This window comes from Mesorhizobium sp. P2_A12 (assembly GCF_056405075.1).
The window spans coordinates 124,922-149,872 of sequence record NZ_JBFUCU010000009.1 but is presented as its reverse complement, the minus strand read 5'-3'; the positions used below and the strand labels follow the sequence as shown (position 1 = coordinate 149,872).

27 protein-coding genes and 1 tRNA gene are annotated in these 24,951 nt (G+C 61.8%); 13 read left to right on the top strand and 15 right to left on the bottom strand.

What is annotated here, in order from left to right; genetic code table 11:
• The first annotated feature begins 1,633 nt into the window (after positions 1-1,633).
• Entirely contained in the window at positions 1,634-1,912 is a 279-nt protein-coding gene (locus AC1DZU_RS20385; RefSeq protein ID WP_477287716.1) for a hypothetical protein, read from the top strand.
• Positions 1,913-2,050: 138 nt separating this feature from the next.
• Here AC1DZU_RS20385 and AC1DZU_RS20380 read toward each other — a convergent pair.
• From AC1DZU_RS20380 to AC1DZU_RS20370, 3 genes are all read right to left on the bottom strand, one after another.
• Positions 2,051-2,136 (bottom strand) — tRNA-Leu (locus AC1DZU_RS20380).
• A 420-nt stretch (positions 2,137-2,556) separates the two neighbouring features.
• Positions 2,557-3,204 carry a hypothetical protein gene (locus AC1DZU_RS20375; protein ID WP_477287714.1) on the bottom strand — a complete coding sequence of 216 codons (648 nt, stop codon included), beginning with the start codon at positions 3,202-3,204 and terminating at the stop codon, positions 2,557-2,559.
• A gap of 727 nt (positions 3,205-3,931) precedes the next feature.
• Entirely contained in the window at positions 3,932-4,597 is a 666-nt protein-coding gene (locus tag AC1DZU_RS20370) for an outer membrane protein (RefSeq protein WP_477287712.1), read from the bottom strand.
• Positions 4,598-4,782: 185 nt separating this feature from the next.
• Between AC1DZU_RS20370 and AC1DZU_RS20365 the strand changes: the two genes are divergently transcribed.
• Both AC1DZU_RS20365 and ade read left to right on the top strand, forming a co-directional pair.
• A complete protein-coding gene (locus AC1DZU_RS20365) occupies positions 4,783-5,160 on the top strand; it encodes a SecDF P1 head subdomain-containing protein (protein WP_477287711.1) in 378 nt (125 codons plus the stop codon).
• A gap of 103 nt (positions 5,161-5,263) precedes the next feature.
• Positions 5,264-7,081: an adenine deaminase gene (gene ade / locus AC1DZU_RS20360; protein ID WP_477287709.1), complete on the top strand. Its 1,818-nt coding sequence runs from the start codon at positions 5,264-5,266 to the stop codon at positions 7,079-7,081.
• Positions 7,082-7,105: 24 nt separating this feature from the next.
• On the opposite strand, the gene AC1DZU_RS20355 is transcribed toward ade, so the two are convergent.
• The 3 genes from AC1DZU_RS20355 to AC1DZU_RS20345 form a co-directional block, all read right to left on the bottom strand.
• The gene (locus tag AC1DZU_RS20355; protein ID WP_477287707.1) at positions 7,106-8,269 is read right to left on the bottom strand and encodes an alpha/beta hydrolase; all 1,164 of its coding nucleotides are present in this window, start codon (positions 8,267-8,269) and stop codon (positions 7,106-7,108) included.
• A gap of 141 nt (positions 8,270-8,410) precedes the next feature.
• Positions 8,411-9,484, bottom strand: coding sequence for an alpha/beta hydrolase (locus AC1DZU_RS20350; RefSeq protein WP_477287705.1), 1,074 nt, complete (start codon positions 9,482-9,484; stop codon positions 8,411-8,413).
• A 98-nt stretch (positions 9,485-9,582) separates the two neighbouring features.
• On the bottom strand, positions 9,583-10,986 hold the full coding sequence (locus AC1DZU_RS20345) for an aminopeptidase P family N-terminal domain-containing protein (protein ID WP_477287703.1): 1,404 nt from the start codon (positions 10,984-10,986) through the stop codon (positions 9,583-9,585).
• 204 nt (positions 10,987-11,190) lie between these two features.
• Here AC1DZU_RS20345 and ilvA point away from each other — a divergent pair, with 204 nt between their 5' ends.
• Positions 11,191-12,447, top strand: a complete 1,257-nt coding sequence (ilvA, locus tag AC1DZU_RS20340; protein ID WP_477287701.1) for a threonine ammonia-lyase IlvA — start codon at positions 11,191-11,193, stop codon at positions 12,445-12,447.
• Positions 12,448-12,462: 15 nt separating this feature from the next.
• Complete coding sequence (locus tag AC1DZU_RS20335; RefSeq protein WP_477287700.1) at positions 12,463-13,023, top strand: DUF1697 domain-containing protein; 561 nt, start codon at positions 12,463-12,465, stop codon at positions 13,021-13,023.
• On the opposite strand, the gene AC1DZU_RS20330 is transcribed toward AC1DZU_RS20335, so the two are convergent.
• A complete protein-coding gene (locus AC1DZU_RS20330; protein WP_477287919.1) occupies positions 13,020-13,301 on the bottom strand; it encodes a DUF2218 domain-containing protein in 282 nt (93 codons plus the stop codon). The two genes, AC1DZU_RS20335 and AC1DZU_RS20330, sit on opposite strands and share 4 nt — an antisense overlap.
• A gap of 19 nt (positions 13,302-13,320) precedes the next feature.
• Positions 13,321-13,761 (bottom strand): lactoylglutathione lyase, encoded by a 441-nt coding sequence (gene gloA, locus AC1DZU_RS20325; RefSeq protein WP_379017903.1) that lies wholly within the window; start codon positions 13,759-13,761, stop codon positions 13,321-13,323.
• Between the two features lie 208 nt (positions 13,762-13,969).
• Between gloA and AC1DZU_RS20320 the strand changes: the two genes are divergently transcribed.
• The 3 genes from AC1DZU_RS20320 to AC1DZU_RS20310 all read left to right on the top strand — a co-directional run bounded on the left by AC1DZU_RS20320 (position 13,970) and on the right by AC1DZU_RS20310 (position 16,125).
• Positions 13,970-14,566, top strand: coding sequence for a cold-shock protein (locus tag AC1DZU_RS20320; protein ID WP_184872181.1), 597 nt, complete (start codon positions 13,970-13,972; stop codon positions 14,564-14,566).
• Between the two features lie 207 nt (positions 14,567-14,773).
• Complete coding sequence (locus tag AC1DZU_RS20315) at positions 14,774-15,337, top strand: DUF192 domain-containing protein (RefSeq protein ID WP_477287697.1); 564 nt, start codon at positions 14,774-14,776, stop codon at positions 15,335-15,337.
• Between the two features lie 20 nt (positions 15,338-15,357).
• On the top strand, positions 15,358-16,125 hold the full coding sequence (locus AC1DZU_RS20310; protein ID WP_477287695.1) for an alpha/beta fold hydrolase: 768 nt from the start codon (positions 15,358-15,360) through the stop codon (positions 16,123-16,125).
• Here AC1DZU_RS20310 and AC1DZU_RS20305 read toward each other — a convergent pair.
• On the bottom strand, positions 16,104-16,736 hold the full coding sequence (locus AC1DZU_RS20305; RefSeq protein WP_477287693.1) for an HD domain-containing protein: 633 nt from the start codon (positions 16,734-16,736) through the stop codon (positions 16,104-16,106). The two genes, AC1DZU_RS20310 and AC1DZU_RS20305, sit on opposite strands and share 22 nt — an antisense overlap.
• A 206-nt stretch (positions 16,737-16,942) precedes the next feature.
• On the opposite strand from AC1DZU_RS20305, the gene AC1DZU_RS20300 reads away from it, so the two are divergent.
• From AC1DZU_RS20300 to AC1DZU_RS20290, 3 genes are all read left to right on the top strand, one after another.
• Positions 16,943-17,581, top strand: a complete 639-nt coding sequence (locus AC1DZU_RS20300) for a VOC family protein (protein ID WP_477287691.1) — start codon at positions 16,943-16,945, stop codon at positions 17,579-17,581.
• A gap of 278 nt (positions 17,582-17,859) precedes the next feature.
• The gene (gene cysE, locus AC1DZU_RS20295; RefSeq protein WP_095091679.1) at positions 17,860-18,708 is read left to right on the top strand and encodes a serine O-acetyltransferase; all 849 of its coding nucleotides are present in this window, start codon (positions 17,860-17,862) and stop codon (positions 18,706-18,708) included.
• A gap of 153 nt (positions 18,709-18,861) precedes the next feature.
• A complete protein-coding gene (locus AC1DZU_RS20290) occupies positions 18,862-19,065 on the top strand; it encodes a DUF3126 family protein (RefSeq protein WP_006200852.1) in 204 nt (67 codons plus the stop codon).
• Between the two features lie 63 nt (positions 19,066-19,128).
• On the opposite strand, the gene AC1DZU_RS20285 is transcribed toward AC1DZU_RS20290, so the two are convergent.
• Positions 19,129-19,860 (bottom strand): hypothetical protein, encoded by a 732-nt coding sequence (locus tag AC1DZU_RS20285; RefSeq protein ID WP_477287688.1) that lies wholly within the window; start codon positions 19,858-19,860, stop codon positions 19,129-19,131.
• Positions 19,861-19,984: 124 nt separating this feature from the next.
• On the opposite strand from AC1DZU_RS20285, the gene AC1DZU_RS20280 reads away from it, so the two are divergent.
• Complete coding sequence (locus AC1DZU_RS20280; RefSeq protein WP_477287686.1) at positions 19,985-20,326, top strand: DUF6949 family protein; 342 nt, start codon at positions 19,985-19,987, stop codon at positions 20,324-20,326.
• A 19-nt stretch (positions 20,327-20,345) separates the two neighbouring features.
• On the top strand, positions 20,346-20,873 hold the full coding sequence (locus AC1DZU_RS20275; RefSeq protein WP_477287684.1) for a gamma carbonic anhydrase family protein: 528 nt from the start codon (positions 20,346-20,348) through the stop codon (positions 20,871-20,873).
• A 40-nt stretch (positions 20,874-20,913) separates the two neighbouring features.
• Here the strand turns inward: AC1DZU_RS20275 and AC1DZU_RS20270 are convergent, their stop codons facing one another.
• The 5 genes from AC1DZU_RS20270 to AC1DZU_RS20250 form a co-directional block, all read right to left on the bottom strand.
• Positions 20,914-21,474 carry an ankyrin repeat domain-containing protein gene (locus AC1DZU_RS20270; protein WP_477287682.1) on the bottom strand — a complete coding sequence of 187 codons (561 nt, stop codon included), beginning with the start codon at positions 21,472-21,474 and terminating at the stop codon, positions 20,914-20,916.
• Positions 21,475-21,594: 120 nt separating this feature from the next.
• The gene (locus tag AC1DZU_RS20265) at positions 21,595-22,344 is read right to left on the bottom strand and encodes an NYN domain-containing protein (protein ID WP_477287680.1); all 750 of its coding nucleotides are present in this window, start codon (positions 22,342-22,344) and stop codon (positions 21,595-21,597) included.
• Positions 22,345-22,684: 340 nt separating this feature from the next.
• Positions 22,685-23,293 (bottom strand): transglutaminase-like cysteine peptidase, encoded by a 609-nt coding sequence (locus AC1DZU_RS20260; RefSeq protein WP_477287678.1) that lies wholly within the window; start codon positions 23,291-23,293, stop codon positions 22,685-22,687.
• 281 nt (positions 23,294-23,574) lie between these two features.
• Entirely contained in the window at positions 23,575-24,192 is a 618-nt protein-coding gene (locus tag AC1DZU_RS20255) for a PilZ domain-containing protein (RefSeq protein WP_095091678.1), read from the bottom strand.
• Positions 24,193-24,309: 117 nt separating this feature from the next.
• The gene (locus tag AC1DZU_RS20250; protein WP_477287676.1) at positions 24,310-24,942 is read right to left on the bottom strand and encodes a PAS domain-containing protein; all 633 of its coding nucleotides are present in this window, start codon (positions 24,940-24,942) and stop codon (positions 24,310-24,312) included.
• Positions 24,943-24,951: the final 9 nt, after the last annotated feature.

Below are 24,951 nucleotides of genomic sequence, written 5' to 3'. Positions count from 1 at the left end.
TCCCAACCTCACACGCCGGTGTCGATGTGGAACAGCGTCTTGCGCCCGGCATGTCTGAAGCTGTCGGAGCAAGAACCGTGCCACGCCTGCGCCCGCGCGCGATTCCGGCCGGACCAATCTTGGCCGACGGCCGCCCAAACTGATGCACGCAGATGTCCCGTAATGGGTCATTTGCGCTTGGCACCAGATTTGCACTGTCAGCAATGCCGGGTGTTGGGGCCGGCATTGGGGTGGGTGGGGGCCTCGCCGCTTCGCAAATGGAGCGGCGAGGCTTTTCATTCTGCCATCAGCCTTCAGGCGGCTCGACAGCCGATCGGGGTGACGAGAGGCCGCCGAGCCTAGCCGGCTTGGGGCTTCTTGTTGGGGCAAGCCGGCTGAAGCCAACCTAATATTAGCTACCCTGCAACAGAAGCCTGTTCGGACGTTTTCCCCTGCTAATGGCCGCTGTGCCGCAATTCCACAAAGCTGGATGTCCAGGCGCTGATCGACAGGTCGGCCCGGATCGCGAGTCGATGCATTGGGAAACTGGTGCGGGACGTGTTTGACGATTTCAGCGAGTGGCGCGGAGCCTGGATTTTTGCCGTTTGGATCATGCCGACTATGCGGTGGGACACGACCCGGGCGGGGCGGCCCAGCGGCCTGGTTGCTAGGTGTGACCGGCAGCTAGGCGGCTGGGCCTGACCGGCGGGGCGGGTTGGGGCGGCGCCGGCTGGCGACGATATATATGCTACTGCTAATATAAGAGGAACACACCCATATGAACGAAGGAAGTAGCAAAAGGTGGAAGCACAAACCGGCCGCAACCGAGCGTTCTCGATAAGCCGCATTGGCGGACCGTGCTGGACCACCAAAGACAGGCCAAAGCGCGCTGGCGGCGGCAAGGGAGATCGGCGACAAGGTGAGGATCGAGGAGATCGCGCCGAAGGTGAAGTGCTGACGGGAGTGCATTCTTCCCGGGGCGGCCCAGCGACTTGCTAGGGGACTAGCAGCGGTGGCCGCTGGGCCTAACCAGTCCGGGCTCGAGGAGGCGCTGTGCTGGCTGACCCGAAGCATGCGCTCGCGCTAATGCAAGAACCAGAGCGCATCCGCATGAAGGGCTACCACCGAAAGGTTGAAGCGCGCTGCTGCCGACGGAGTGTGAGGGACGAACCCCGAATGCAAGATGGCTCTATGAGGTACACCCGGATGAGGTACAGCCGTGCCTCACATGGCGAGCCTTTTAAACGGGCTCACGGAACAAGAGAGCGGTGATCCGGTTTCAGGGGGACGGGAGGAAGTGGACATGCCAAGCAAAGTCAACGATCCGCCACCGAAGCCTGACACGAAGAAGTCACTCCGTCGTCCCGACAAGGAAGCATCGCCGGAGCCTGAACATGTCGATCCTCCACCGCGAGACGTGCGAGAGGCCCCGGCACCAAATCCAAATGGCGATAAGAATTCCTGATCGCAGGGGCGTGACGAAGGGTCCGCTGCCTGACCGTGGCTGGCTTCTTCATTGAGAGTTGATTTCAACATGGTGCGGACGACGGGAATCGAACCCGTACGATCAGAGATAGAGGGATTTTAAGTCCTTTGAGGCTTTGCGCGTTGCTGGTAGGCTGCCGGAGCGGCAAGTAAAGGGAAGGGGAAGCTTATGATCAGTCGCAGTTCGTTCTATCGTGCGGTCGCCATCTGTGGCTTGCTCGCGATCTCTTCGGTGGCCGGCGACGGCTTTGACGGCATTTTGGGCTTTCGCCTCGTCAACCCGGCGGAAGCAAAGACGGTGGTGATCCAGAGGACGACCATCTACATCACGACCCTGCCCAAAGGATGTGTGAAGACCACCTACAGCGGTGGCGCCGTGGTCTGGAAATGCGGGACGAAGTATTACCAGCCCTACAAGAACCGCTACGTGTTGGTTTATATCAAGTAAGGGCGCTGGCCTCACCAAGAGGCCGCGAAGAGCCTTTTCGCCAAGCCGCTGGCGTGACACTGCGCGCCGGCAGCCGTTCGGCTGCGGTCCCTGGTTCGTCCGAGGGAGCCTTTTGCCTGGGGGCGCGTGAGCCAAGAGTGGTGCGGACGACGGGAATCGAACCCGTACGATCAGAGATCGAGGGATTTTAAGTCCCTTGCGTCTACCAATTCCGCCACGTCCGCAGGCCGCGATTACAAGCACTTAAGCGAACATAGGTCCAGCCATTCAAGCCCGCTTGGCACCGGATTGGCACTGAAAGGCCGGATTACTGTTCTGCGCCCATTCTCATCGCGGTTTCAATCGCCGCTGCAACACCTTCGTCCGACCGTGTGAACAGATGGGCGTGGACTGACAGCGTGACCACAGGTGACGCATGCCCTAGGCGACGGCTGATTGCAACCACATCGAGCCTGCTGGCGATCAACGCGGAAGCATGGGGTGTAAGGTCGTGGAACCGCACCTTGGCTGGGCATGCGCCACGTTCCCAAGCAAAGACGAGTGCGAAGCCGGAAGCGAACACCGCGGCGACGTGCTGGACGAGCCGCACGACAAGGATGCAGACGAGCCTTAGCTCGGCCGGACCGTAGGAACCGATCAGCGGCTCACGATGAAGGTCGATGATACCGCGTTGATCGAGGATGGCGAACAGGACGCTGGGGAGATGCCCGTGGAATGCCGGACGGTGGACGGAAGCTGAGTTTCGACCCAGTTTGAGACATTCCTGCTGTCCCTGGTGGCGGGTTTCTCACCGGTGCCCACATCCCTCCGGTGAAGCTGTCCGAATCGGCGATCTGCAAAACGTTAAGTGGGTCCGAATCGTACTTAGCGCCGAACCAACCTTCATATTCAATGCGGATCCAAAACTGGGCCTGCGGTTTCCAAAAGCTTTGCCGCGGATCGCTGTGCGTCATCCCGAACGAGCAGGTCGTCTTATCGCCGTTTTGGAGGAGTGGAATTTCCGTCGACTGGGTGAAACACGCCAGCCACCGCTTTTTGGCATCCTCATTGGCACCGACTCCGAGCGCCGCTTTGAGGCCGGCCTGGTCGTGAACGATCAGGCGGATATTTTTCGCGGGAATTGATCCAGAGTTCAGCACCACGAGATTGTAGGCAATCCCATCGTTTCCGCCGCTGTGAGTTTTGACCGCGGCCGTTACGATCGGGCGAAATTGTCGCCTCCAGAAGTAGACGGACATGCCAAGTGCAACCAGAGATACGGCCAGAGCGGCAAGCGCTAATAAGGTGTCCAAGTTCGTTCTCCTTCTCGTCTTGGCCCGCCTAGCTAACGACGGCGGGCCTCTTCAAGGCGGAAACACGAGGTACGTCCCTCGTGGTACTTGAACAAATCCTGGTCAACCTCTCCTCCGGTCAACCAGCTTTGAGCGTTTCCCTGAAGCGGGCCGCTGCTGATGGAGTGCAGGGAAGAACGCGCAATGCAAGATGGCTCTATGAGGTACAGCCGGATGAGGTACACCGCGCCGCCAAAGGCCCGCCTCAAGGTGGCGGGCTTTTGATTTGGCACCGCAATTGGCACCGGAAGAGCAGGGAAGGGTAGGGATCGATAGATATGTCGGGCTCAGGTAGCGCCTGCAAAGCCCGGAAAACAAGGCTGGCCAAGACTGCGAAGGACGCGTCTGGACGGCTTGGCTCGCATCTAAGATCCCTTGCCTCTACCAATTCCACCACTTCCGCAGGCCTGCCTTTTTCAGATGTCAGGATGCGGGCCGTCAAGTCGTGTCCCTGGTCAGGTCTGAATACGGAAGCCAGACCGGGCGGTTTGATCGTACTGGTGCGATCACGGAATTATGCGCGCCGGAGGTACTGGTATGATACTACTCGGCGGATCAAACCCGCCCAGGCCGGCGCTTCTCAGCCCAACCCATCACCCCGCCCAACTGGGGGCGTCGGCCGCCCCTTCCACCAGAGAGCTTCTTGAGCCACGGCCTTGGCCGGGTCGCGCCAGGCCGCTGGCGAGGCTCAGAACTTGTAGCTCAAATTTATGCCCACCGTGTTCAGCTTCACATCCTGGTCGCGGTCGGTGAAATCGCCGGACGCGTCAAAATGCTCCGAGCCGAAATCATAGTAGCGATACTGGGCGCCGACGACGAACTTGTCGGTAAGCGCGTAGTCGACGCCGGCACCCACGGCCCAGCCGACACTCGTGCGTGAGCTGTCGAACGCTGTGGCCGTCGCTTGCGACGTTTCGATGCCGGCAAAGGCGATGCCGCCGATGCCGTAGACCAGCAGCCGGTCCATTGCGTAGCCGGCCTTGGCGTTGATTGATCCGAACCATTTGACGTCGGTGCCGAAAGTGTTTCCCGGCTCCGCCTCGGTCGTGCCGTCGACCGAGGAGTAGTTGAGGTCGGCCTCGGCGCCGATCACCGCCTGGTCGAACTGCCACAGGCCGGCGATATGGCCGCCGACAAAACCGCCGTCGATGTCGGGCGAGACGGAAAAAGGCTCGCCCCCCGTCCCCGTGATATCGGACTGGCCCCAGCCATATCCGGCCTGCAAGCCGGCGTAGTAGCCGGTCCAGTCGAAGCCGGGCGCGGTCATCGGGACGTCGACGGTGGGGTCGGCTGCGGAAGCCGGCACGGCCAGGGCAGCGAGAAAACCGGCAGTTGCGACCATCAGGCGACGCACATCGAACTCCCCGAAATGACGAATTCAGAAAGGCCCTTTCCGGAAGGGTAACCCGATTTACGACAAAACGGAATCCTATTCTGGCCGATGCCGGTCGCAAGCCCGGTGCCGCCAGGCCGGAGACAAGCGGCATTGCCGCGGCAGCGTCGCCGTGCAAGATCGGCGGTTTGTGGAGAAAATTCCCGATGCGCGTCCTGTTTGGCCCGATCGCTGCAACAGCCGTCGTGCTGCTCGCCTGCGGCCTTGCCATGGCCGAGCCGTTGACGCTGGCCATCGCCAAGGCCATGGTGGTACCCGATTCGGCACCAGGACAAGTGGCGCTCAACCTCAAGATGACGCCGGACAGTGGGCGGGCATTCGCCGCTGTCACAAAGGCGAATGTCGGGAAGACGATTGATCTCAGCGTCGGCGGCAACGTCGTGATGTCGCCGCGGCTGGTCGAACCCATCCTCGGCGGCGAGGTCATGATCAGCGGCAGGTTCGCCAAGGGCGAACTCAGGCGTCTCGCCGAACAAATTTCGGCCGGAAAGGCGAAAGTCACTGTCGACGTCGGCGCGCAGTAGCCTTCGTAAGGCCGAACAGCCTTTGTCAAGGCGCGACAGGTGCCAGTTTGATGCTGGTCAAAACCACACTGGCTTGGCACAGTCGGGCAAACAGGAGTCTTTCATGGCCAAGAAGCCATCGGCGCATGCGACGAAACCGAAACCCTGGACCGAGATGGCAACGCAGCTGGTCGATGTCGCCATGGGCCGCAAACCCGCCGATCTCGTCATCCGCAACGGCCGCTGGGTGAACGTCCATTCTGGCGAGATCATCGCCGGGACCGACATCGCCATTGCCGGCGGGCGCTTCGCCTATTGCGGGCCGAACGCCAGCCATGCCATCGGCCAGGGCACAAAGGTGGTCGACGCCGGCGGGCGCTATCTGGTTCCCGGCCTTTGCGACGCGCATATGCATGTCGAGAGCGGCATGGTGACGGTCACCGAGTTCTGCCGCGCCGTCATTCCGCACGGCACCACCTCGATGTTCATCGATCCGCACGAGATCGCCAATGTGCTGGGCCTGCCCGGCGTGCGGCTGATGCATGACGAAGCGGTCGCGATGCCGGTCAATGTGCATGTGCAGATGCCGTCCTGCGTGCCTTCGGCACCAGGGCTGGAACATGCCGGCGCCGAGCTAACGGTCGCCGATGTCGCCGAAGCGATGACTTGGGAAAACATCATCGGGCTGGGCGAAGTGATGAATTTCCCCGGTGTCGCCGCCAACGACCCGGTCATGTCTGGCGAGATCGCGGCGACCGTGAAAGCGGGGAAAACGGTTGGCGGCCACTATGCCTCGCGCGATCTCGGCCTGCCGTTCCACGGCTACGTCGCTGGCGGGCCGGAAGACGACCACGAGGGCACGCGGGCCGAGGATGCCATTGCGCGCGTGCGCCAGGGCATGAAGGCGATGCTGCGGCTGGGCTCGGCCTGGTATGATGTCGCCTCGCAGATCAAGGCGGTGACCGAGAGCGGCATCGATCCGCGCAACTTCATCCTGTGCACGGACGACAGCCATTCCGGTACGCTGGTCCATGAAGGCCATATGGACCGGGTGGTGCGGCACGCAATCCAACAAGGGTTGAAGCCTGTAACGGCAATCCAGATGGCGACGCTCAACACCGCCCAGCATTTCAAGCTCGAACGCGAGATCGGCTCGATCGCGCCGGGGCGGCTGGCCGACCTGCTGATTGTCTCGGATCTCTCCGCGATGACCATCGATGAGGTCTACGCTCGTGGCGTCAGGCTGGCCAAGGGCGGCAAGCTCGAAATCGACATTCCTGCCTACGACTACCCGAAGACGGCCAAGAACACCGTCAAACTCGGCAAGAAACTCAAGACCGGCGACTTCGACATCGCGGCTCCCAAGGGCGCCAACGAGGTGCGCGTGCGCGTCATCGGCGTCATCGAAAACCAGGCGCCGACGCGGGCATTGGAGGCCGACCTGCCGGTCGAGGACGGGCTGGTCGCCATGGATCGCCGCAACGATATCTGCCAGATCGCGCTGGTCGAGCGCCACAAGGGCACCGGCGGCGTCACCAATGCCTTCGTCTCCGGTTTCGGCTACATGGGCGATTGCGCCATGGCCTCCAGCGTGGCGCACGATTCGCACCACATCATCGTCGTCGGCACCAACAAGCAGGACATGGCGCTGGCCGTGAACCGACTGGGCGAGGTCGGCGGCGGCGTCGTGCTGTTCTCCAAGGGCAAGGAACTGGCGCTGGTCGAAATGCCGATCGCGGGGCTGATGTCGGACGAGCGGGCGGAAATCGTCGCCGCCAAGGCCGAGAAGCTGACCGAAGCGATGCGGAAGATGGGCTGTTCGTTGAACAACGCCTATATGCAGCACTCGCTGCTGGCACTGGTCGTCATTCCGGAACTGAGGATTTCCGACGTCGGGCTGATCGATGTGACGACGTTTCAGAAGGTCGATCTTTTCGTCTGAGATCAGCCGTCGGCGCTCGGCTGATCACCCGCCAGCGCCGACGGTCAGCACCCTGAACGGCGTGGTGATCACGACCTCGGCGACCGAGCCGACGGCCTTGCCTATACCCTGGCCGATGTTATCGAACCGCACCGCGTCGGGCTCGTCCGCTCGTAGAGCGGCCGGTGTGCGCAGCCGGTCGCCGAGCAGTTGCACCAGGATCGGGTTGTCGGCGAATTTGGCATGGTTCAAACGGTCGCCGCTCTTGGTCTTGGTCAGGTCCACCACGACCACGCCATAGCTGGCAAGGTCGGCGGCATTGCTGTAATCGCCAACGCGCGGCTTATCGCCAGAGATCAGGGAAGACAGCTTGAGCGCGCGGTCGTCGCCCGAGAGCAGGATGGCGAACGGCTTGTCCGGCTTGCCGTAGCGGATCATCTGCTTCTTGAACACATCGACATCGATGTCCGGTGAGGCCAGGATGACATAGCCGAGCTTGCCGCCGAGGTCGCGATCGCCGATGATGGCGAGCTGCCGCAGCGCTTCCATCGTCACCCAGGTTCCCATCGAGTGAGCGATGATGTCGATGCTCTTCACCCGCGTCCTGGCCAGCATCCTGAGCGTCGCCTCGAGGTCGTCACGCGCCGCGTTGGCGCTTTCCTTGTCGTAGATATAACCGGTCGTCTTGCCGCTTGACGCCCAGGAAAATAGCACCGGAGTGCCGGGATATTTCGTGTCGTGGGCAATCTGTGTCAGCCGATAGATGCCGTCGTCGAAACCGTTGTTGAAGCCGTGCACGAAAACCAGCGCACGTCCGCCGCTCATGGCGATGTCTGCGCCGACCGCCTTGGCGAATTGCGGCGCGCCTTCATAGAAGGTCACGTCCTTGGCGGTGAAATCCTTGGCCGGATTGCTGTTTGCGGATCCCTTGACCCGCTCGATGGCACCGAGCTGATGGCTTTTGGGAACGGTCACGTCGACCCGGGCAAAACTGGTGGTCAGCGAACGGTCGCCGTCGTAGACCTGTCGCGGGTTCTTTGTTGCCCTCTGCCGGGTGGTGGCAACGAAGATCTCATGCGTCGCAGCGATGTCGGAAGCGGGCACCGTGATCGTCGTCTTGTTGAGCAGATCATGGGTTTTCTGGCCGGCGCAGCCGGTGACAGCCAGCGCGAATGCGACGACAAGGTAGCTCTTCGAACGCACGGTCACACGCCGGCTCCGCAAAGGGGGACGTCAAACGCATGACGTCGCTGGATATTCCGATAAAGCCAGAGCTCGGCGCGGTCCAGTTCAAAGTGCGCCTAGATGTCTGCAATGCTGAACAGGCACGGCAAAATCGGGGGATTTCCTCTATTTCCCGAGCAGGCCGATGCGATCGGTCACGTCACGATCGCTGGCAAAGCCGTCATCGTCGCGCAGCCGCTGGCCGATCATCTTCACCAGTTCGGGATTGTCGGCGAATTTGGTGTGGTTGAAGCTATCGCTTCCCTTGACCTTTGAAAGATCGACCACGGTCACGCCGTAGGAGGCAAGATCGGCGGCATCCTTGTAGTCGCCGACGCGTGGCCGCGAGCCGGCAATCAGGCCGGAGAGCCTGAGTGCCCGATCGTCGTCGGACAACAGCAGGATAAATGGTTTGTCAGGCTTGCCGTAGCGCCTCATCTGGCTCTTGAACACATCGACATCGATGTCGGGCGAGGCCAGCACCACGTCGCCGAGCTTGCCGCCGAGATCGCGGTCGCCGCTGATGGCCATCTGGCGCAGTGTTTCCATCGTCACCCAGGTTCCCATCGAATGGGCGACGATGTCGATGCGCCGCGCTCCGGACTGCTCCAGCATCCTCAAGGTCACTTCGAGCTGGTCGCGGGCCGCGCTGGCGCTTTCCTTGTCATAGACATAGTCGGTGGTCTTGGCGCCCGAGGCCCAGGAAAACAGCACCGGCGTGCCCGGATAGCCGGAATCATGGACGATTTGGGTCAAGCGGTAGACGGCATCATCGAAGCCGGTGTTGTAACCATGGACGAAGACCATGACGCGGCCGCCGCGCGCCGCGATGTCAGCGTCGAGCGCGCTGGAGAACTTCGGCTGCGCGTCGTAGCCGACGACTTCGGACGCCATGAAATATTTCGCCGGGTCGTCGGATTTGCCGCGCGACCGGCGCTCGATCTGGCCGGTCTGGTGGGAACCTGGCACCGTGACGGTGACGCGGGCGTAATTCAGCGTGGCCGAGCGCTCGCCGTCGAAGACCTTGTTGGGATCGTCGGATTTCTTGCGCGTCGTCGCGATGAAGATGCTGTGGTTGCCGGCGATCTCCGTCACCGGCGTCGCGACGATGGCGCTGCCAAGCAGTTCCTGTGTTTGCGTGCCGGCGCAGCCGGCGACGAGCAAGATAAGGACAACGGCAAAGATATTCTTCAAAGGCACTCAGAAATTCCAACTCCGGCCAAAAGGCCTGCCTACCCCCGCGACATCCCGGACAGCCAGAGTGCGGCAGAACTAAGTCGCGTCCAGCCGAAATGTGCTCAGCGCCCGGTCACAGTCATCGCACTGTTGCGCGAAAGCCAAAACGGCGGCAGAAACGCCGGAATGTTGGAGAAGGGCAACACCTCCGGCTTGAGGCGGATGCCGAGTACATCCGCCATGAAGCCGCGTCGCGCCTCGATGCGGCTCCAGGCCTCGGGATAGCGCGCCGCGATCTCCTCGCGCAGAGGCTCGTCGGCGAGCGCGATGCCGTCCTCGATATTGGTGGTGAAATAGTCGCTGCCGGTCGCCGGGATGACGTCGACCTGCAGTGCCATGCCCGATCGAAGTCTGATGTCGGAGCCGGAAAACACCGGCGAATGCATCCATTCGTCGATATGGACGAGATGGCCGGGATTGAGTGAAACACCAAAGAAGGGATCGCCTATGCGGTCATGCACCGCTTTCCACAGCGTGCCTCCCGTGGTGCCGATGCCGATCGCTTCGTACCAGTCGACGACAGCGGCAAAATAGGGCGCGACCAGTCTTTCGACATAGTCGCGGATGGCATGCGGAAGTTCGGATGCCTCCTCGGCGAGGAAACCGGCGCGGGCATTGAGCGCACCCTGGATGCCATAGGCCATGGTGATCGGGTCGCCACGCCGGATGATGTCGGTGCGCGGGCTGGGCAGGCCATAGGCGGCGCGCTTGCCCGCCGACAGCATCGGATGACAGCCATGCGGTAAGCCGTTCATGCCCATCAGCCGGGCCGCCTGCAATTCGGTCATGCCAGGCTCGATGCCTTGCAGGACATTGCGCAGTCCCTGCGAGGTGAAGGTCGCGGCGAACTCGAAGGCAGCCAGTTGGTCGGCCTCGTTGATGGCGCGCAGCCCGTCGGTGGGGTTCATCAGCAGATTGGCCGCGTTCACGACCGCGCCCTTGTCGCCGACAAGCGCGCGAAGCGTATCGGCGATGTAGGAGGGCAGGTCGAGCGCCGTCTCGCCAAAGCCGGCATCGCCAGCGCCGAACGGCTTCCAGCCGATGGCGCCGATGCGCTGGCCGGGCCTCAGGCCGCTACCGGCGAGGATGTCGGGCAGCGCGTCCGAGCGATCGCGCGGCTGCGCCGGCAGCGAGAACGTCTGGTAGAGGACACGTTCGTATGGCCCGTCGCAGAGTTCGGCATAGCCCCAGCCTTCATTGCCGACGAGAAGCCTTGGCTGCTTGCCGGGAACGATGATCAGCAGCGTTTCCTCGAAGCGCGGATCATAGCCCGAGAGATAGGCGACGTTGGCCGCGTGTTCGCGATCGCCATAGATGGCGAAGGCATCGAGGCCGGCCTTGGCGCCCAGTGCCGTCAGCGCCGCGATGCGGGCTTCGTGGGTGGCGCGCGCAACCAGCGGCATCACCGTCGGCTCGCCGAATTCCGGCAAGGACATGGATTTCAGGCCGACCGATGCGACAGGCATGAACAAACGCCTCCAAGTGCTTGCAAGGATTCTGCGAATGCCCGTTGCAGAGGGGCATGACTGGCCGGACAATGGCGTCGCGGGCCCGGATATGCAATAGGCGGGGTCGGCCGCACGGCGGCAGGGCGTGCAACAAATAGCCGGTGCGCGGCCCGATCGATGATAGTGGTCCGCGACAACAGGCCGGTGCGAGGTGGTTTTCCGATGAACAGTTTCTCTTCCCGCGTCGCCACCGCTGCCGCCGCGATCCGCCAGATCTTTCCGGAAACGCCGCTGCAGGAGAACGACTACCTGTCGAAAAAGACCGGGGCTCGGGTGCTGCTGAAGCGTGAGGACCTGTCGCCGGTGCGTTCCTACAAGATCCGTGGCGCCTTCAATTTCTTCCGCAAGACGCTTGCGGCCGGCAACGAGGCTGAACTGTTCGTCTGCGCGTCCGCCGGCAACCATGCGCAGGGCTTCGCTTTCGTCTGCCGCCACTTCGGCAAGAAAGGCGTCGTGTTCATGCCGGTGACGACGCCGCAGCAGAAGATCGACAAAACCAGGCTGTTCGGCGGCGATTTCGTCGAGATCAGGCTGGTCGGCGACTTTTTCGACGATTGCTACCGCGCCGCCTTCGAATTCACCGAAAGTTCCGGCGCCCACATGGTGCCGCCCTTCGACCACAAGGACATCATCGAGGGCCAGGCGACCGTCGCCTATGAGATTGCCGACCAGATGCCGGGCGCCCGCATGCCCGACATCATCATGCTGCCGGTCGGCGGCGGCGGGCTCGCCGCCGGCGTCACCCACTATTTCGCCGATCAGGGCCGCGAAGCCCGCTTCGTCTTCTGTGAGCCGGCCGGCGCGCCTAGCCTTCGCGAGAGCCTGTCTGCCGGAAAGCGCCTGAAGCTCGCCAAGGTCGACAATTTCGTCGATGGCGCGGCGGTCGCCGAGATTGGCCGCGAGCCGTTGCGGCATCTCAAGGATTTCCCGGCCGACATGGTGCGGCTGATCCCGGAAAACCGGCTATGCGCCACCATGATCGAGATGCTCAATGTCGAAGGTGTCGTGCTGGAGCCGGCCGGCGCGCTGGCGATCGACGCGCTGAAGGATTTTTCCAGGAAGGAGATCAGGGGCAAGACGATCGTCGCCGTGGTTTCGGGCGGCAATTTCGATTTCGAGCGTCTGCCCGACGTCAAGGAGCGGGCGCTGCGCTTCGAGGGCCTGAAGAAATACTTCATCATCCGCTTTCCGCAGCGGCCGGGCGCGTTGCGCGATTTCCTTGAAATGCTTGGGCCCGACGACGACATCGCCCGCTTCGAATATCTGAAGAAATCGGCCCGCAATTTCGGTTCGGTGCTGATCGGCATCGAAACCAAGGATCGCCGCAATTTCGACCTGCTCAAGGCGAATTTCGAGGCCGAAGGCGTCCAGTACCAGGATATCACCGACAACGAGACGCTGGCCGGGTTCATCATATGACTGATCGATGATCAGATGACTGATCAGGGGAAAAGCTTCGTCGCGCTGTTTTCCGGCATCAATGTCGGCGGCAACCGCATCGTCAAGATGGCGGAGCTGCGGTCGTTCTTCGAGGACCTCGGCTTTTCCGATGTCGCCACCTATGTGCAGAGCGGCAATGCCGTGTTCCGGGCGAAGACGGGTGACGCGGCGACGCTGACCAAACAGATCGAAGCAGCCTTCGAGAAGAAATGGGGGTTCCATTCGCGCATCATGGTGCGCGATCTCGGCTGGTTCGAGCGGTTGGTGAGGGAAAATCCCTATCCGGAAGTGGCTGCGGACCATACGAAGCTCCACGCCTATGTGCTGGAGCGCGAGCCGACCGGCGATGAGGTGGCGCGGCTGGCTGAAAAGTGCACCGGCCCCGAACGATTCGAGATCAAGGGTGACGTGCTTTACCTGCACACGCCGGACGGGCTCGGCAAATCGGTTTTTGCCGGGCTGATCCCGCGCACGCTGAAGGTGCCGGGCACCGCGCGCAACTGGCGCTCGGTGTTGGCGCTGCTGGAAATGGCCGGTCGGGCAGGCGGAGCTTAGGCCGATTGCGCTGCCGTGGCGGGCTTCCAGTCGAAAGTCAGTTCTTCGCGAAAAGCAAAGCGTTTGATGTGATCGGCGACGACACTTTCCAGACGCTCGAGCGATTCGCCTTCCTTGGTTGACACAGTGATATGCAGCGCGCTCGCATCGGCATCCATCACCGTGCGGCCGAGCGAGAGATCGATGGTCCCATGGTGCGGATCGAACTCGACGGGGAATTTGTGCGCCCAATGCTTGCACAGGTGCCGTCGCGCAAAACGCCAAAGGCTGCCGGCGATTTTTCGCCCGCGTCGAGGCCTACCAGCTTCCGGTGTTCGCCATCGATGCCCAGGGTTCGGCCTTGGCCTTGGCCGGGCCTTTTTGCAGGAGCTCGATCGAAATGCCGTCCGGCGACCTGATGAAGGCCATGTTGCCGTCGCGCGGCGGCCGGTTGATGGTGACGCCATTGTCCATCAGATGCTGGCATGTGGCGTAGATGTCGTCGACCTCATAGGCGAGGTGGCCGAAATTGCGCCCGCCCTTGTAGTCTTCCGGATCCCAATTGTAGGTCAGTTCGATGAGCGGTGCCTTTTCATTGACGCCGCTCTCCTCGTCTTCCGGCGCGGCCAGGAAGATCAGCGTGAAGCGGCCTTGCTCGTTTTCGTAGCGGCGCACCTCCTTGAGGCCGAGCTTGGCGCAGTAGAAATCGAGCGAGGCGTCGACGTCGGCGACGCGGACCATGGTGTGCAGATAGCGCATGTGACTTCCTCGATGAATTGCGTTGCGGCGCAACATAGGATCGACCCGCTCAAAGGGCAATCGTTCGGCACTGCGCAATGCCGGCAAAGAACAAATCCGGTATTCCCCCAAAAAAGGCACGTCAGGTCTTGCACACACCGGAAGCCGCGGTGTTAATCTGGTGTCAAGAATCAGTTGCGGTGTTCTTGAAAAATATGGGGGCATTCTTATGGGGGAAAAGGCCTCTTTGACGGGGCGGAACGGAACCCTTGGCGACGCCTTGCATCGTGACGAAGGCGGCGATGCCGCCGATCTGCTCGAAATTGCCGGCGCCATCAAATGGTTCGATGTGGCCAAGGGCTACGGTTTCATCCTTCCGGATGACGGCATATCGGGCGACATCCTCCTCCATGTGACATGTCTTCGAAAAGACGGCTTTCAGACGGCCCTGGAGGGCGCACGCGTGGTCTGCCTCGTCAAGCATGGCGATCGCGGGTTGCAGGCCTTCCGGGTGCTCTCCATGGACGTCACCACCGCGGTCCATCCGGCCGAAATGCAGGAGCAGCGCACCCATATCGCGGTGACGCCGGAAAGCGGCCTCGAACGCGCTTTGGTGAAATGGTTCAACCGCACCAAGGGGTTTGGTTTTCTCACCCGCGGTGAGGGCACCGAGGACATCTTCGTCCACATGGAGACCTTGCGCCGTTACGGCATCACCGAGCTTCGGCCGGGGCAAGTCGTGCTGGTTCGTTTCGGACGCGGCGACAAGGGCCTTATGGCCGCCGAGATTCACCCCGACATGGGGACCTTGCCGGTCTCGCACTAATTCAGTCGCCCAAAAGTGGCCCATCCCGACCGATCGGGATGGCGCTCCATGTCCTCTTTGTTTGACCATGATCTCCGGACAAACAGTTCGAGAAAATCGGGTTCCACTTTTCGGGATCATGGTTTAATGCATGTCGCCCGAAAGCATAGTCCACGGGCCTGACCCGAGGCGACGCGCTCCCGGACGATTTCCGGTCGAGGATTTTGAATGGCTCACAGGAACTGGCTGACTGCGGGTTTGGTGTGCGCCATTGTCGCCGTGGTCGTGGCCGCGGGTGCTTATTTCTATTCCGACCGGCCGACCTCGGCCGACAGCCGGGCGATGATCCTTCCGGTCGATCCAGCGCCGCTGGTTGTGGTGACAAAAGGCGGCGATCGTTCTTTTTCCATCGAAGTCGCCAACACCGCCGCAGAGCGCGAGGCCGGGCTGATGTACCGCCAGGACATGGCGGACGACCATGGCATGTTGTTCGTCTTCGATATCCAGCAGCAGGTTGGCTTCTGGATGCAGAACACCCCGATGCCGCTTGATCTGATCTTTGTCGGCCAGGATGGCAAGATCCGGGCGATCAAGCACGGCGAGCCGCAATCCGAGGCCATCATTTCGCCTGGCGTGCCGGTGCGTTTCGTGCTGGAGCTCAAAGCGGGCACCGCGGCCAGGGATGGCATCGAGTATGGCGACCTGTTGCGCCATCCGGCCGTTGGCACGGCGTCTGGTCCGGGCGTGCCGCCATCGGACAATGGCGATGCGCCCAACGGCGGTGCCGGTTGAGCGCGCAGGCGGGATCGCTGATGCAGGCTTTCACCCATGACGGCTTTGATCTTGCCTTCCTCGACCGCCAGCCGGCGTCGGGTGAGGGCGATCCGGTGCTGATGATCCATGGCTTTGCCTCGACCCACTATGTCAATTGGGTATCGCCGGGCTGGTTCAAGACGCTGAACGATGCCGGTTACCGCGCCATCGCCTTCGACAATCGCGGCCACGGTTCGTCGTCGAAGAGTTATGACGAGGCCGACTACACGCCGGTCAAGATGGCTTCGGATGCCGCCGCCTTGCTTGGCCATCTCGGCATCGAACGCGCCCACGTGATGGGCTATTCGATGGGCGCGCGCATTGCGGCGTTCCTGGCGCTGTCCGATCCGGACAAGGTGGCGACGCTGGTCTTCGGCGGGCTCGGCATCGGCATGATCGACGGCGTCGGCGATTGGGATCCGATCGCCGCGGCCCTGCTCGCCGACGATCCTGCCGCGACCAGCCATCCGCGCGGCCGATCGTTTCGGGCCTTCGCCGACCAGACCCGCAGCGACCGCCGGGCCTTGGCCGCCTGTATCGCCAGGTCGCGAGAATTGTTGAGCGAGGACGATCTTGCGCGCATCGCCCAGCCGACGCTGATCGCCGTCGGCACGACGGACGACATTGGCGGCTCGCCCGATGAACTCGCGGCATTGATGCCGAACGCCAGGGCCTTCCACATCGAGGGCCGGGACCATATGCTGGCGGTCGGGGACAAGACCTTCAAGCAACGCGTGCTGGAGTTCTATGCCGAAAATCCGCTCTGAGCGGACGGCGGCGGGGGCGTAAGGGCCTCCAACGACCGCGCCATGTTCAATCTGGCCTGCGGCTCGAAGCGCTGGCGAAACTCTTCGGTGTGGAAGATGTGCGGGCGGGCGAGGAAATTCTTCAGGACCGCGCTGCGGCCGGTCCGCCACATCGGCTCCTCCACCCAGGCGTATTCGCGCCGGACAGCGTGCTCATAAGCGTCGAAGGCATCCGGCTGAGCACCCAGGATCGACAAATCCATGTCGAGGAAAAGACCGGCGTCCCGTACTGCCGTCGGGTCGTCGAACGACGGCAGCTGGTGCGTGGCGGTGGCGACGATCATCGATGAGATGCGGTCGAGGCGCCCAGCCTCGACGCGGCCCGCGAGCTTTTGCTCGGCAAGGGCGGCACTTTGCGCCTCGTTGTCCTTTGCCTTGCTGTCATAGATGGCGTCATGGAACCAGATCGCCGCTTCGACGGCCTCGGGATCGCGGAGCAGCCCTCGATAGTCACCTGCCAGCGCCAGCATCGCCTCGATGTGGGCAAGGTTGTGATAGTGGCGGTCTTGCGCGGCGTAGAGCGCTGAAAGTTCGCGTTTCAGCGGCTCGTCGATCAAAGGTTCGTTTTCCATACGGCGTCACTATCACCCGGTAAAACAATCCCGGCATCCTGGGCCAAAACACGGCACGGCGGAAGGCGGCGGGGAGCCATGGTGCCGTACCCGATTGACCAAATCGCATGATGGCGGGAAGCTCCTTGGCATGAGCAGGATCCACGCGGTCACCCGATCGGACGCATCTTGTCATTTTCAAAGCACTCAAGCCCAAGGAGCCTGACATGACCACCGCAACCGAGACCCCTCGACCGGGGACTATCGACATGAAGCTGGAGGCCGTCATCATTTCCGTTTCGGATGCCGATCGGGCCAAGCGTTTCTATGGTGGCCTGGGCTGGAGGCTCGATGCCGACTTCGTCGTTGGCGATGCTTTTCGGGTAGTGCAGTTCACGCCTCCGGGTTCGCCATGCTCGATCCATTTTGGCAAGGGCCTCACGACGGCCGCCCCGGGCTCGGCAAAGGGACTTTATCTCGTGGTGTCCGATATCGTGGCGGCACGTGCTGAACTGGTGGCGCGCGGGGTCGATGCGAGCGAAGTGTTTCACCGTGCGGCCCCTGGGCAGCCGCCGATCAGCGGCAGGCATCCGGAGGGCCGCAGTTATTCCTCCTTTGCCTCGTTCAGCGACCCGGACGGCAACAGCTGGCTGCTGCAGGAGATCACCCAGCGATTGCCTGGGCGCGTCGATGCCCACGACACGACATTCACCTCATCGACCGAGCTTGCTGCAGCGCTGCGGCGTGCGGCGGCCGCGCATGGCGAACACGAGACGCGGACCGGCGGACAGCGGGATGAGAACTGGCCCGACTGGTACGCCGAATACATGGTAGCGGAACAGGCCGGCAAGCCGCTGCCGACTTGACCAGCGGCCACAGTAGCGCGCGTCGTGGACGTCGCGGCGAACGCGCCGAGACCTGGTCGCTATTCCTTCCGCTCGGTCAAGCGCGGAAGGTTACGTTTTTCGGCGCGTTGTCGATCAAGGGTTCGTTTTCCATGGCCGCTTGAATTCCCGCGAACCAAATCCATTTGACATTGCACTAAGGAAAATTGAGTTCAATCGTGCTATGATCTGGCTTATATGTGCGGCCAGACAAGGCAAGCACAACAGGCCAGCCCGGCAGGACGCAGGACGAGACGGCAATGAACAGCATCAGCATTTCCCGACAGAGCGCATTGCAGCCGGTCGATCCGATCTGGCGCTCGATCCGCGACGAGGCCATGGAGGCGGTCAACCGCGACCCGCTGCTTGCCGCGTTCCTCTATTCGACCATCCTCAACCAGGACAGCCTGGAAGAGGCGGTCATCCATCGGCTGGCCGAGCGGCTCGACCATCAGGACATCGGCTCCGATCTCATCCGCCAGACCTTCAAGTCGATGCTGGCCGACGACAAGGACTGGCCGACGACCGTGCGCGTCGACATCCAGGCCTATTACGACCGCGATCCAGCTTGCGACCGCTTCATCATGCCGGTGCTCTATTTCAAGGGCTTTCACGCGATCCAGACCCATCGGCTGGCGCATTGGCTGTGGAAGCAGGGCCGCAAGGATTTCGCGCTCTATCTGCAGAGCCGTTCGTCCTCGGTCTTCCAGACCGACATCAACCCGGCCGCTCGCATCGGCAAGGGCATCTTCATCGACCACGCTACCGGCCTCGTCGTCGGCGAGACCGCGGTCATCGAGGATGATGTGTCGATCCTGCACGGCGTGACGCTGGGCGGCACCGGCAAGGCCGGCGGCGACCGTCACCCCAAGATCCGCTACGGCGTGCTGATCGGCGCCGGCGCCAAGATCCTAGGCAACATCGAAATCGGCCATTGCTCGAAGATCGCGGCAGGCTCGGTGGTGCTGTCGCCTGTACCGCACAACAAGACGGTTGCCGGCGTGCCGGCCCGCGTCGTCGGCGAGACCGGCTGCGATCAGCCGTCGCGCCAGATGGACCAGCTTCTGCCGTCGCAGACGATGGATCAGGTCGTCAGCTTCGACATCTGATTTTCATCCGCCCGCTGCTTGCGGCCGGTTGCCGGCCGTGGGGCAGGAGCGGGCGGTTGTTCCCGTGTTATCGGGCCGCTTGCCTTTACATCGCCATTGTCGACGTGCCAGAAGCGCGTTCGAACGAGCAAGCCCGATGATCGGAGAAGACTGTTGAAGCCCGACGAAATCAGAAAGCTGGACGCCTATTTCAAGCGCGTCTTCCAGAACCCCAAGCTCGAGGTCAAGGCACGGCCGCGCAAGGAAGATTCGGCCGAGGTCTATGTCGGCGACGAGTTCCTCGGCATCGTCTTCAAGGATGAGGACGACGGCGACTACAATTTTTCGATGGCGATCCTCGACATCGACCTGGCCTGAGCCAGCAATCCTGCGCTCGGCCGGCTCCGCTTCGAATGCGGCCGGCCAGCCCGATTTCACCTCCTAATGTCGTGTTTTCAGGAAGCGAGTGGCTTCGCTGGCGATTGCCGCGTCGAGCGCCTGCCAATCACCCAGGAACTCCCGCGGGAAACGATAGGTGAGGCTGAGCTCGTCGCCGACCTGGATGTCGCGCTCGCAGGGCGCCAGCGATTCCTCGGCACTCGGACCGCTCAGGCAGCGGGCCACGAACGGGTCCTTGCCAGGGCGCTTGCCGACAACCAGCACCTCGTTCAGGTAACCTGATTTCTCGTTGAAGCCGTACACCGTCGTGCCGCCGGGGCCCGCGATGCCGGGTTGGATGATCAACGCGCTGTAGATCGGCGCGAAGCGGCCGCTCATGTCGCGCGACATCATCTGCTGCTCGAAGGATAGGAAGATGATGTTCCTGCTCGCTCCCATGTGATTGAAATCGTCGCGCGCCGGCTCGCTGTAGCCGTCCATCTGCGGATAGCGCAGATAGAGGTCGAGCCGCGAGGCAATGCCGTCGCGCCGGGCCTGGGCGAAACGGATGACATTGGCCGGCACGGCGATGACATTGTTGCCAATCACAACCTGATGGATCGTTGCGTCGTCGGTGTATCCGGCCATGGCGATCGAATGGCCGAACCATTTGCCGGCAAGGCTGATCGCTACCGACAGCAGCGCCAGCGCCGCGAATGCGTAGAACACCCGCTTCATCAACACGGAATCGACCACGGTGAGTTGGGGGCCGTCGTTGATCGCTGCCTGCTTCATCTCAGTCCCCGCATCTGGGCTGCTGTCCGCTCATGGGTGTCCTTGGGCGGCACACATCGCACGGCACGGCTCTTGCAGCCTTCATGGAACGACTGTGCAATTTCATGGTAAATGGAACGTAAAGATGGGCCCGCTGGAACTCAACGTATTCGCTTTTGTCGTCGGACTGACGGCCTGCGGGCTGGCTGGATCGATGATGGAACTGGTGTCGGGCCGCAAGGTCGCTTTCACCGAGCCCTACGTGTCGCCGTCGCATCTGTTGCGCTCGCTGCTCGCCACCGCTTGCGCGGGCCCTTTCATGTTGGTCAACGACGCCCTCGATGCCCGGCGTGAGCGCCGCATTTCGACCTTGGCGCTGATGTCCTGCGGCTGCACGGCCATCGCCTGGTCGTTGGCGCTGGGCGTCGTCGTGCTTGCCATTGCCTCCTGGACGATCGGTCTCCTAGGCTCCAGCCTTCCAGGCTGAGACGATTCGGAGACCGAAAATGCCGCTTTATGCGATCGATGGAACGGAACCCAGCTTCGCGGATGCGGACTCAAACTGGATCGCACCCGATGCGACACTGATCGGCGACGTGCGCGTCGGCCGCAATGCCGGCTTCTGGTTCGGCGCCGTCATCCGCGGCGACAATGAGCCTGTTATCATCGGCGCCGACACCAATGTGCAGGAACACACGGTCATGCACACCGATCCTGGCTTTCCGCTGACCATCGGACAAGGTTGCACCATCGGCCACCGCGCCTTGCTGCACGGCTGTACGATCGGCGACAACAGCCTGATCGGCATGGGCGCCATCGTGCTGAACGGCGCCAGAATCGGCAGGAACTCGCTGGTTGGCGCCGGCGCGCTGGTCACCGAGGGAAAGGAATTTCCGGACAATTCACTGATCGTCGGCTCGCCGGCCAAGGCGATCAGGGTGCTGGACGAGGCGGCTGTTGCCAGACTGCGCGGCTCGGCCGCGCACTACGTCGCCAACGGCAAACGCTTCAAGGCGGGACTGAAGAAGGTTTGAGGCGAGCCCTCGCTCGCCGATGGTTTCATCGCGCCCCAACTTACCGTCGGTTGGAGCTGCGCCTGGCCATCGCATCGCGCAGCAAGGAAGCGCCGGCTTCAAAGCCGGCAATGTCGGCTTCCTCGGCGGCTGTCCTGTAGTCATCGATGCGGGTTTCGAGCGCGGGGTCGGCGCCTGCCGCCAAAAGCAGGCCGATCGCCTCGACGCTTCGGATGGCCACCGAATAGTGAAGCGGCGTCCAGTCGTTCACGCCCCGCATATTGGGATCGGCGCCCCCCTCGATCAGCACCCGCACGATTTCCAGCCTGTCGGCCCGGTCGGTGGATAGCGCCGCAATGATTGCCGGAAATCCACCGTGATCCTGATAATTCGGATCTGAGCCCGCATCCAGCAAAGTCGAGATGAAGCCTAAGGGACTCCAATAGATTGCATATTCCAGCGGATGCCCGAGGCCGAGCTCGAACGGCATGCGTTCGTCGAACCAGCAGGGCGAGCCGCCCAAGGCCACGCCGAGGCCCTCGAAATCGCCGGCCTTGAAGGCATCGTCGATCGCCTTGAACAGACGATGGCGCTCGCAACGATCTTCCGGGATTTCCAACATCGCCGTGATCCAGAAGAAACCAACGGCCTATAGTGCCTCGATCTCCTGCCCGTGGAAAGGCTGTCTTGATGTTCTGACGCGCCTGGCGGGTCGATGGGACCTATGACCCTCCAGGCATCGCTAAGCGGCTTTCTTCTTTACCTTCTTCCCAACCGTAGGCTTGGTCCGTATTCGCATGGCTCCGCCCTGGACTTCGATCTCAAATGCGTCTGTACTCCTCACCAGATCGCTCAGTTTGCTGAAACCGTAGCTGCGGGGATCAAAATCTGAAAACAGGTTTGATAGCCGTTGTCCGAAGGTTCCGAGATGTACCCAACCATCCTCGCCTTCCATCTGGCCTATGACTTTCTTGAGCATGGGAATCGCGGCACTGGGCAATTGAAGCGGCTTGGCTGCGGGCGCACTATCGTGAGTGTTTGCGGTGCCACGTAGAAGGTTTTCAGTATAGACGAAACGCCGACATGCTTGCCGGAAACTTTCCGGCGTTTTCTGCTCCCCAAACCCGAACACGTCGACTCCCTGTTCGCGTATGCGTGCAGCAAGCCGGGTGAAATCGCTGTCGGAAGAGACCAGACAGAAACCGTCGAAACGACCGCTATGGAGCAGGTCCATAGCGTCGATCACCAGTGTGATATCGGACGCGTTTTTCCCGATGGTATTAGCGTATTGCTGCTGCGGGATAATCGCATGCTTTGACAAGACATCAGCCCATCCCTTCGACCGGGCGTTTGAAAAGTCACCGTAGATGCGGCGGACGCTGGCCTCGCCAATCTTTGCGATCTCCTCGAACAGGCCGTCGACAATCTTGGCGGAAGCGTTGTCTGCGTCGATAAGGACCGCAAGGCGCGGTGATCGGGGTTCGGTCGGCATGCGACACTTCCTGGGCTGACGCACTCTCGAGTTTCGAACTGTAGCTGGTGAAGCCATCACCAACCGCGGTTCGCTACACAGCCGTTGTAGCAGAAGTGAGCCGCAAACCGAAATCTAAGCTATTGGAATTGCGCCTTTATCGGAATTTCAAAAGCTTATTCCAGAAATGGCGGAGCCGGCCCGGGGACGGGGCCGGCTCCTTTGACCCGGTCGTTGGGGACGGGGAGGGTGGGGACTCGACCGGGTTTCTCCTGAAGCGGCCGCCTTCATGCGACGCGCTTGACCTCTAGTTTATGCATGTCGTTATCTCAAAACGGGGGTCACTTTTGAGCGACATGCATTAGCGGACGCTGGCGACCGCGTCTGAACGGCCGTCGTTGATCGTCACCCAAACACCAGAGTTCTGGTCTGACTGGCGCTTGAGATAGGTGTAGTCCGTGTCCGTCCAGGCCAGCACCTTGGTTTCCAGATTGTCGAGGATGAATTCCCCAAGGCTGGTGCGCACGGTCAGCACCGCGTGGCCGTCGCCGTTCGGCTGGCGCGCGACCGTCATCAGCAGATTGCCGGCCGGCACGCCCGCACTCATCAATTCGCGGCGCTTTTCCAGTGCGTAGTCCTCGCAATCGCCATAGCCATTGTCGGGATAGGCCCAGTATTCCTCGGCACCGTAATTTTCCATGTCGGTGCGCGGCTTGACCCTTGCGTTGACCGAATTGTTGATGCTGACGATCGTCGCCCACAATTTGCGGGTCAGTTCGACGGGCGGGCCCTTGGGCGTCCGCTCGCTGCATTCGCCAGGTATGCGCTGGCAGAATTCATAATGGCCAACAGGTTGCGTGGTGCGCCCGCCGGTGTGCATATAGGCCGGTCCCGCGGCATATGCTGATCCCCAAGCGGAAAGCTGCATCGCCATTGCCGCCAGCAATAGCTTGCCCCTCGTCTTCTTCATTCTTGTAGTCTCCCCGTTCGAAGGAGACATTGCCACATGTGGATTTATTTGGGGCAAAAGTGCGAAGTAGATATTGAGTAAAACCCCAGTAGAATAAGCGTAAAATTTGAATCATTTGAGTATTGAATTGTTTGGAGTTTGCGGCGAGGCGCTCCGCGAGCCTCTATGTCAAGCGGCCCTGTAGGAAATGGCGTCGGGCTGTCGAAGCTTCTCCGTCCGGGCATGAAAAACAAAAAACCGGCCGCTAAGGCCGGTTTCCTGGGGTGCTTGTGTCGGCCTTGTCAGGCGCGCGGGGTGTTGAATTCGGAATCGAGCGTTTCGGGACGCTGTATGACGGCGAATTCGATGGCGACGCCGTCCTCGAAATGGCGGACGATCTGTCCGCGCATCGTGCCGAGCATGACCTGGACGCCGATCGCCGGCTTGACGTCGATCTCGATCGCGGCGCCGGAAAGCGACAGGTCGATGATACGGCACTGGTACTGGCGCCCGTCGGTGAGCTGCAGCACGCTGGTCGGGTTGCGCGGCGCGACACGCTCGTGCCGACGGTCTTCCGGCAGGTCGAGTTCGTGCTTGTTGGCAAGCCACGTCAACTGCGCGGCAAGCTTGTCCTTCTTGCGGTCGGACGCGATGACGGTCATCGCGAAACCATCCTGCAAGGTGCGCGTGACGACACCTTCGATGCGGCCGATATGGTCGATATAAGCGATGACTTTTTCGCCCGGCATGCCAATGCGTTCGGTGCGAAGCGCTACATTGCCCGGTGACATGTCGACGACCTGGCAGGGGTGTTCGGTGCGGTCTTCCAGCATGAAGCGCCCGTAAATCTTGACCCGGACGCGCTGAAAGTTACGCCTTTCAGCTTGGGACGGCGCATAGTCGACCGCCGCTGACCTCATGACTGCCACACCTCGTTTGGCATCCCGCGCGTCGATGCGAGGAACTTCATCGGAGAAGTACAACAATGGGGGTTAATAAAGGGGAAAAGCAGGTCCCGTTGCTGCGAGATTTGCCCTCTATTCCTCGCGTCCGCCATCGAAGACGACGAGATGGCGGATGCGGCGCGCGCGGCCTAGCGCCGATATCGTCTCGGGTGTCGCGAGTTCGTCGGGAACGAGCGAAGGAACATCGATCGCCGGACGGTTGTTGAGGAGCTCCTTCTCCGGATCGATGACGCGGATCGAATCGATCAGGGCGTCTGTGATCGGATCGGCACCCAGCCAGAAGGGCTTCTCCACGGCACTGATCACGCCCAGGCAGCGCGGATTTTCAACACCGCCGTCAAGCGGCAAGGCAAGCAGTTCGAACTTGTTGGTACGGCCGTTGCGGCTGAAACCCTCGAAGGCGATGAGCACGACCGACTTCTGGTCGAAGACGCCATGAATCAGCCGCGAGACGAGCCGCTGATCCTTCTCGCGCCACAGCGACGGAAAGGAGAATCCCTTGAGCTCGCGGCCATAGCAGGCGCAAAGCCTGGTGCCGGCCAGCCGGAAGACGGCTTGCCCGCGCGTGTCCCTTTCCAGGATGAACGTATCGGCCAGCAGCGACTTGATATCGGCCGGCTCAACCTCCGAACGCTTCGGGGCGGGGCGTCCGTCACGCAGGCGGTTCCAATATTGGAACAGCGTGATCGATCCGTTCTGGTTCATGCTATGCTA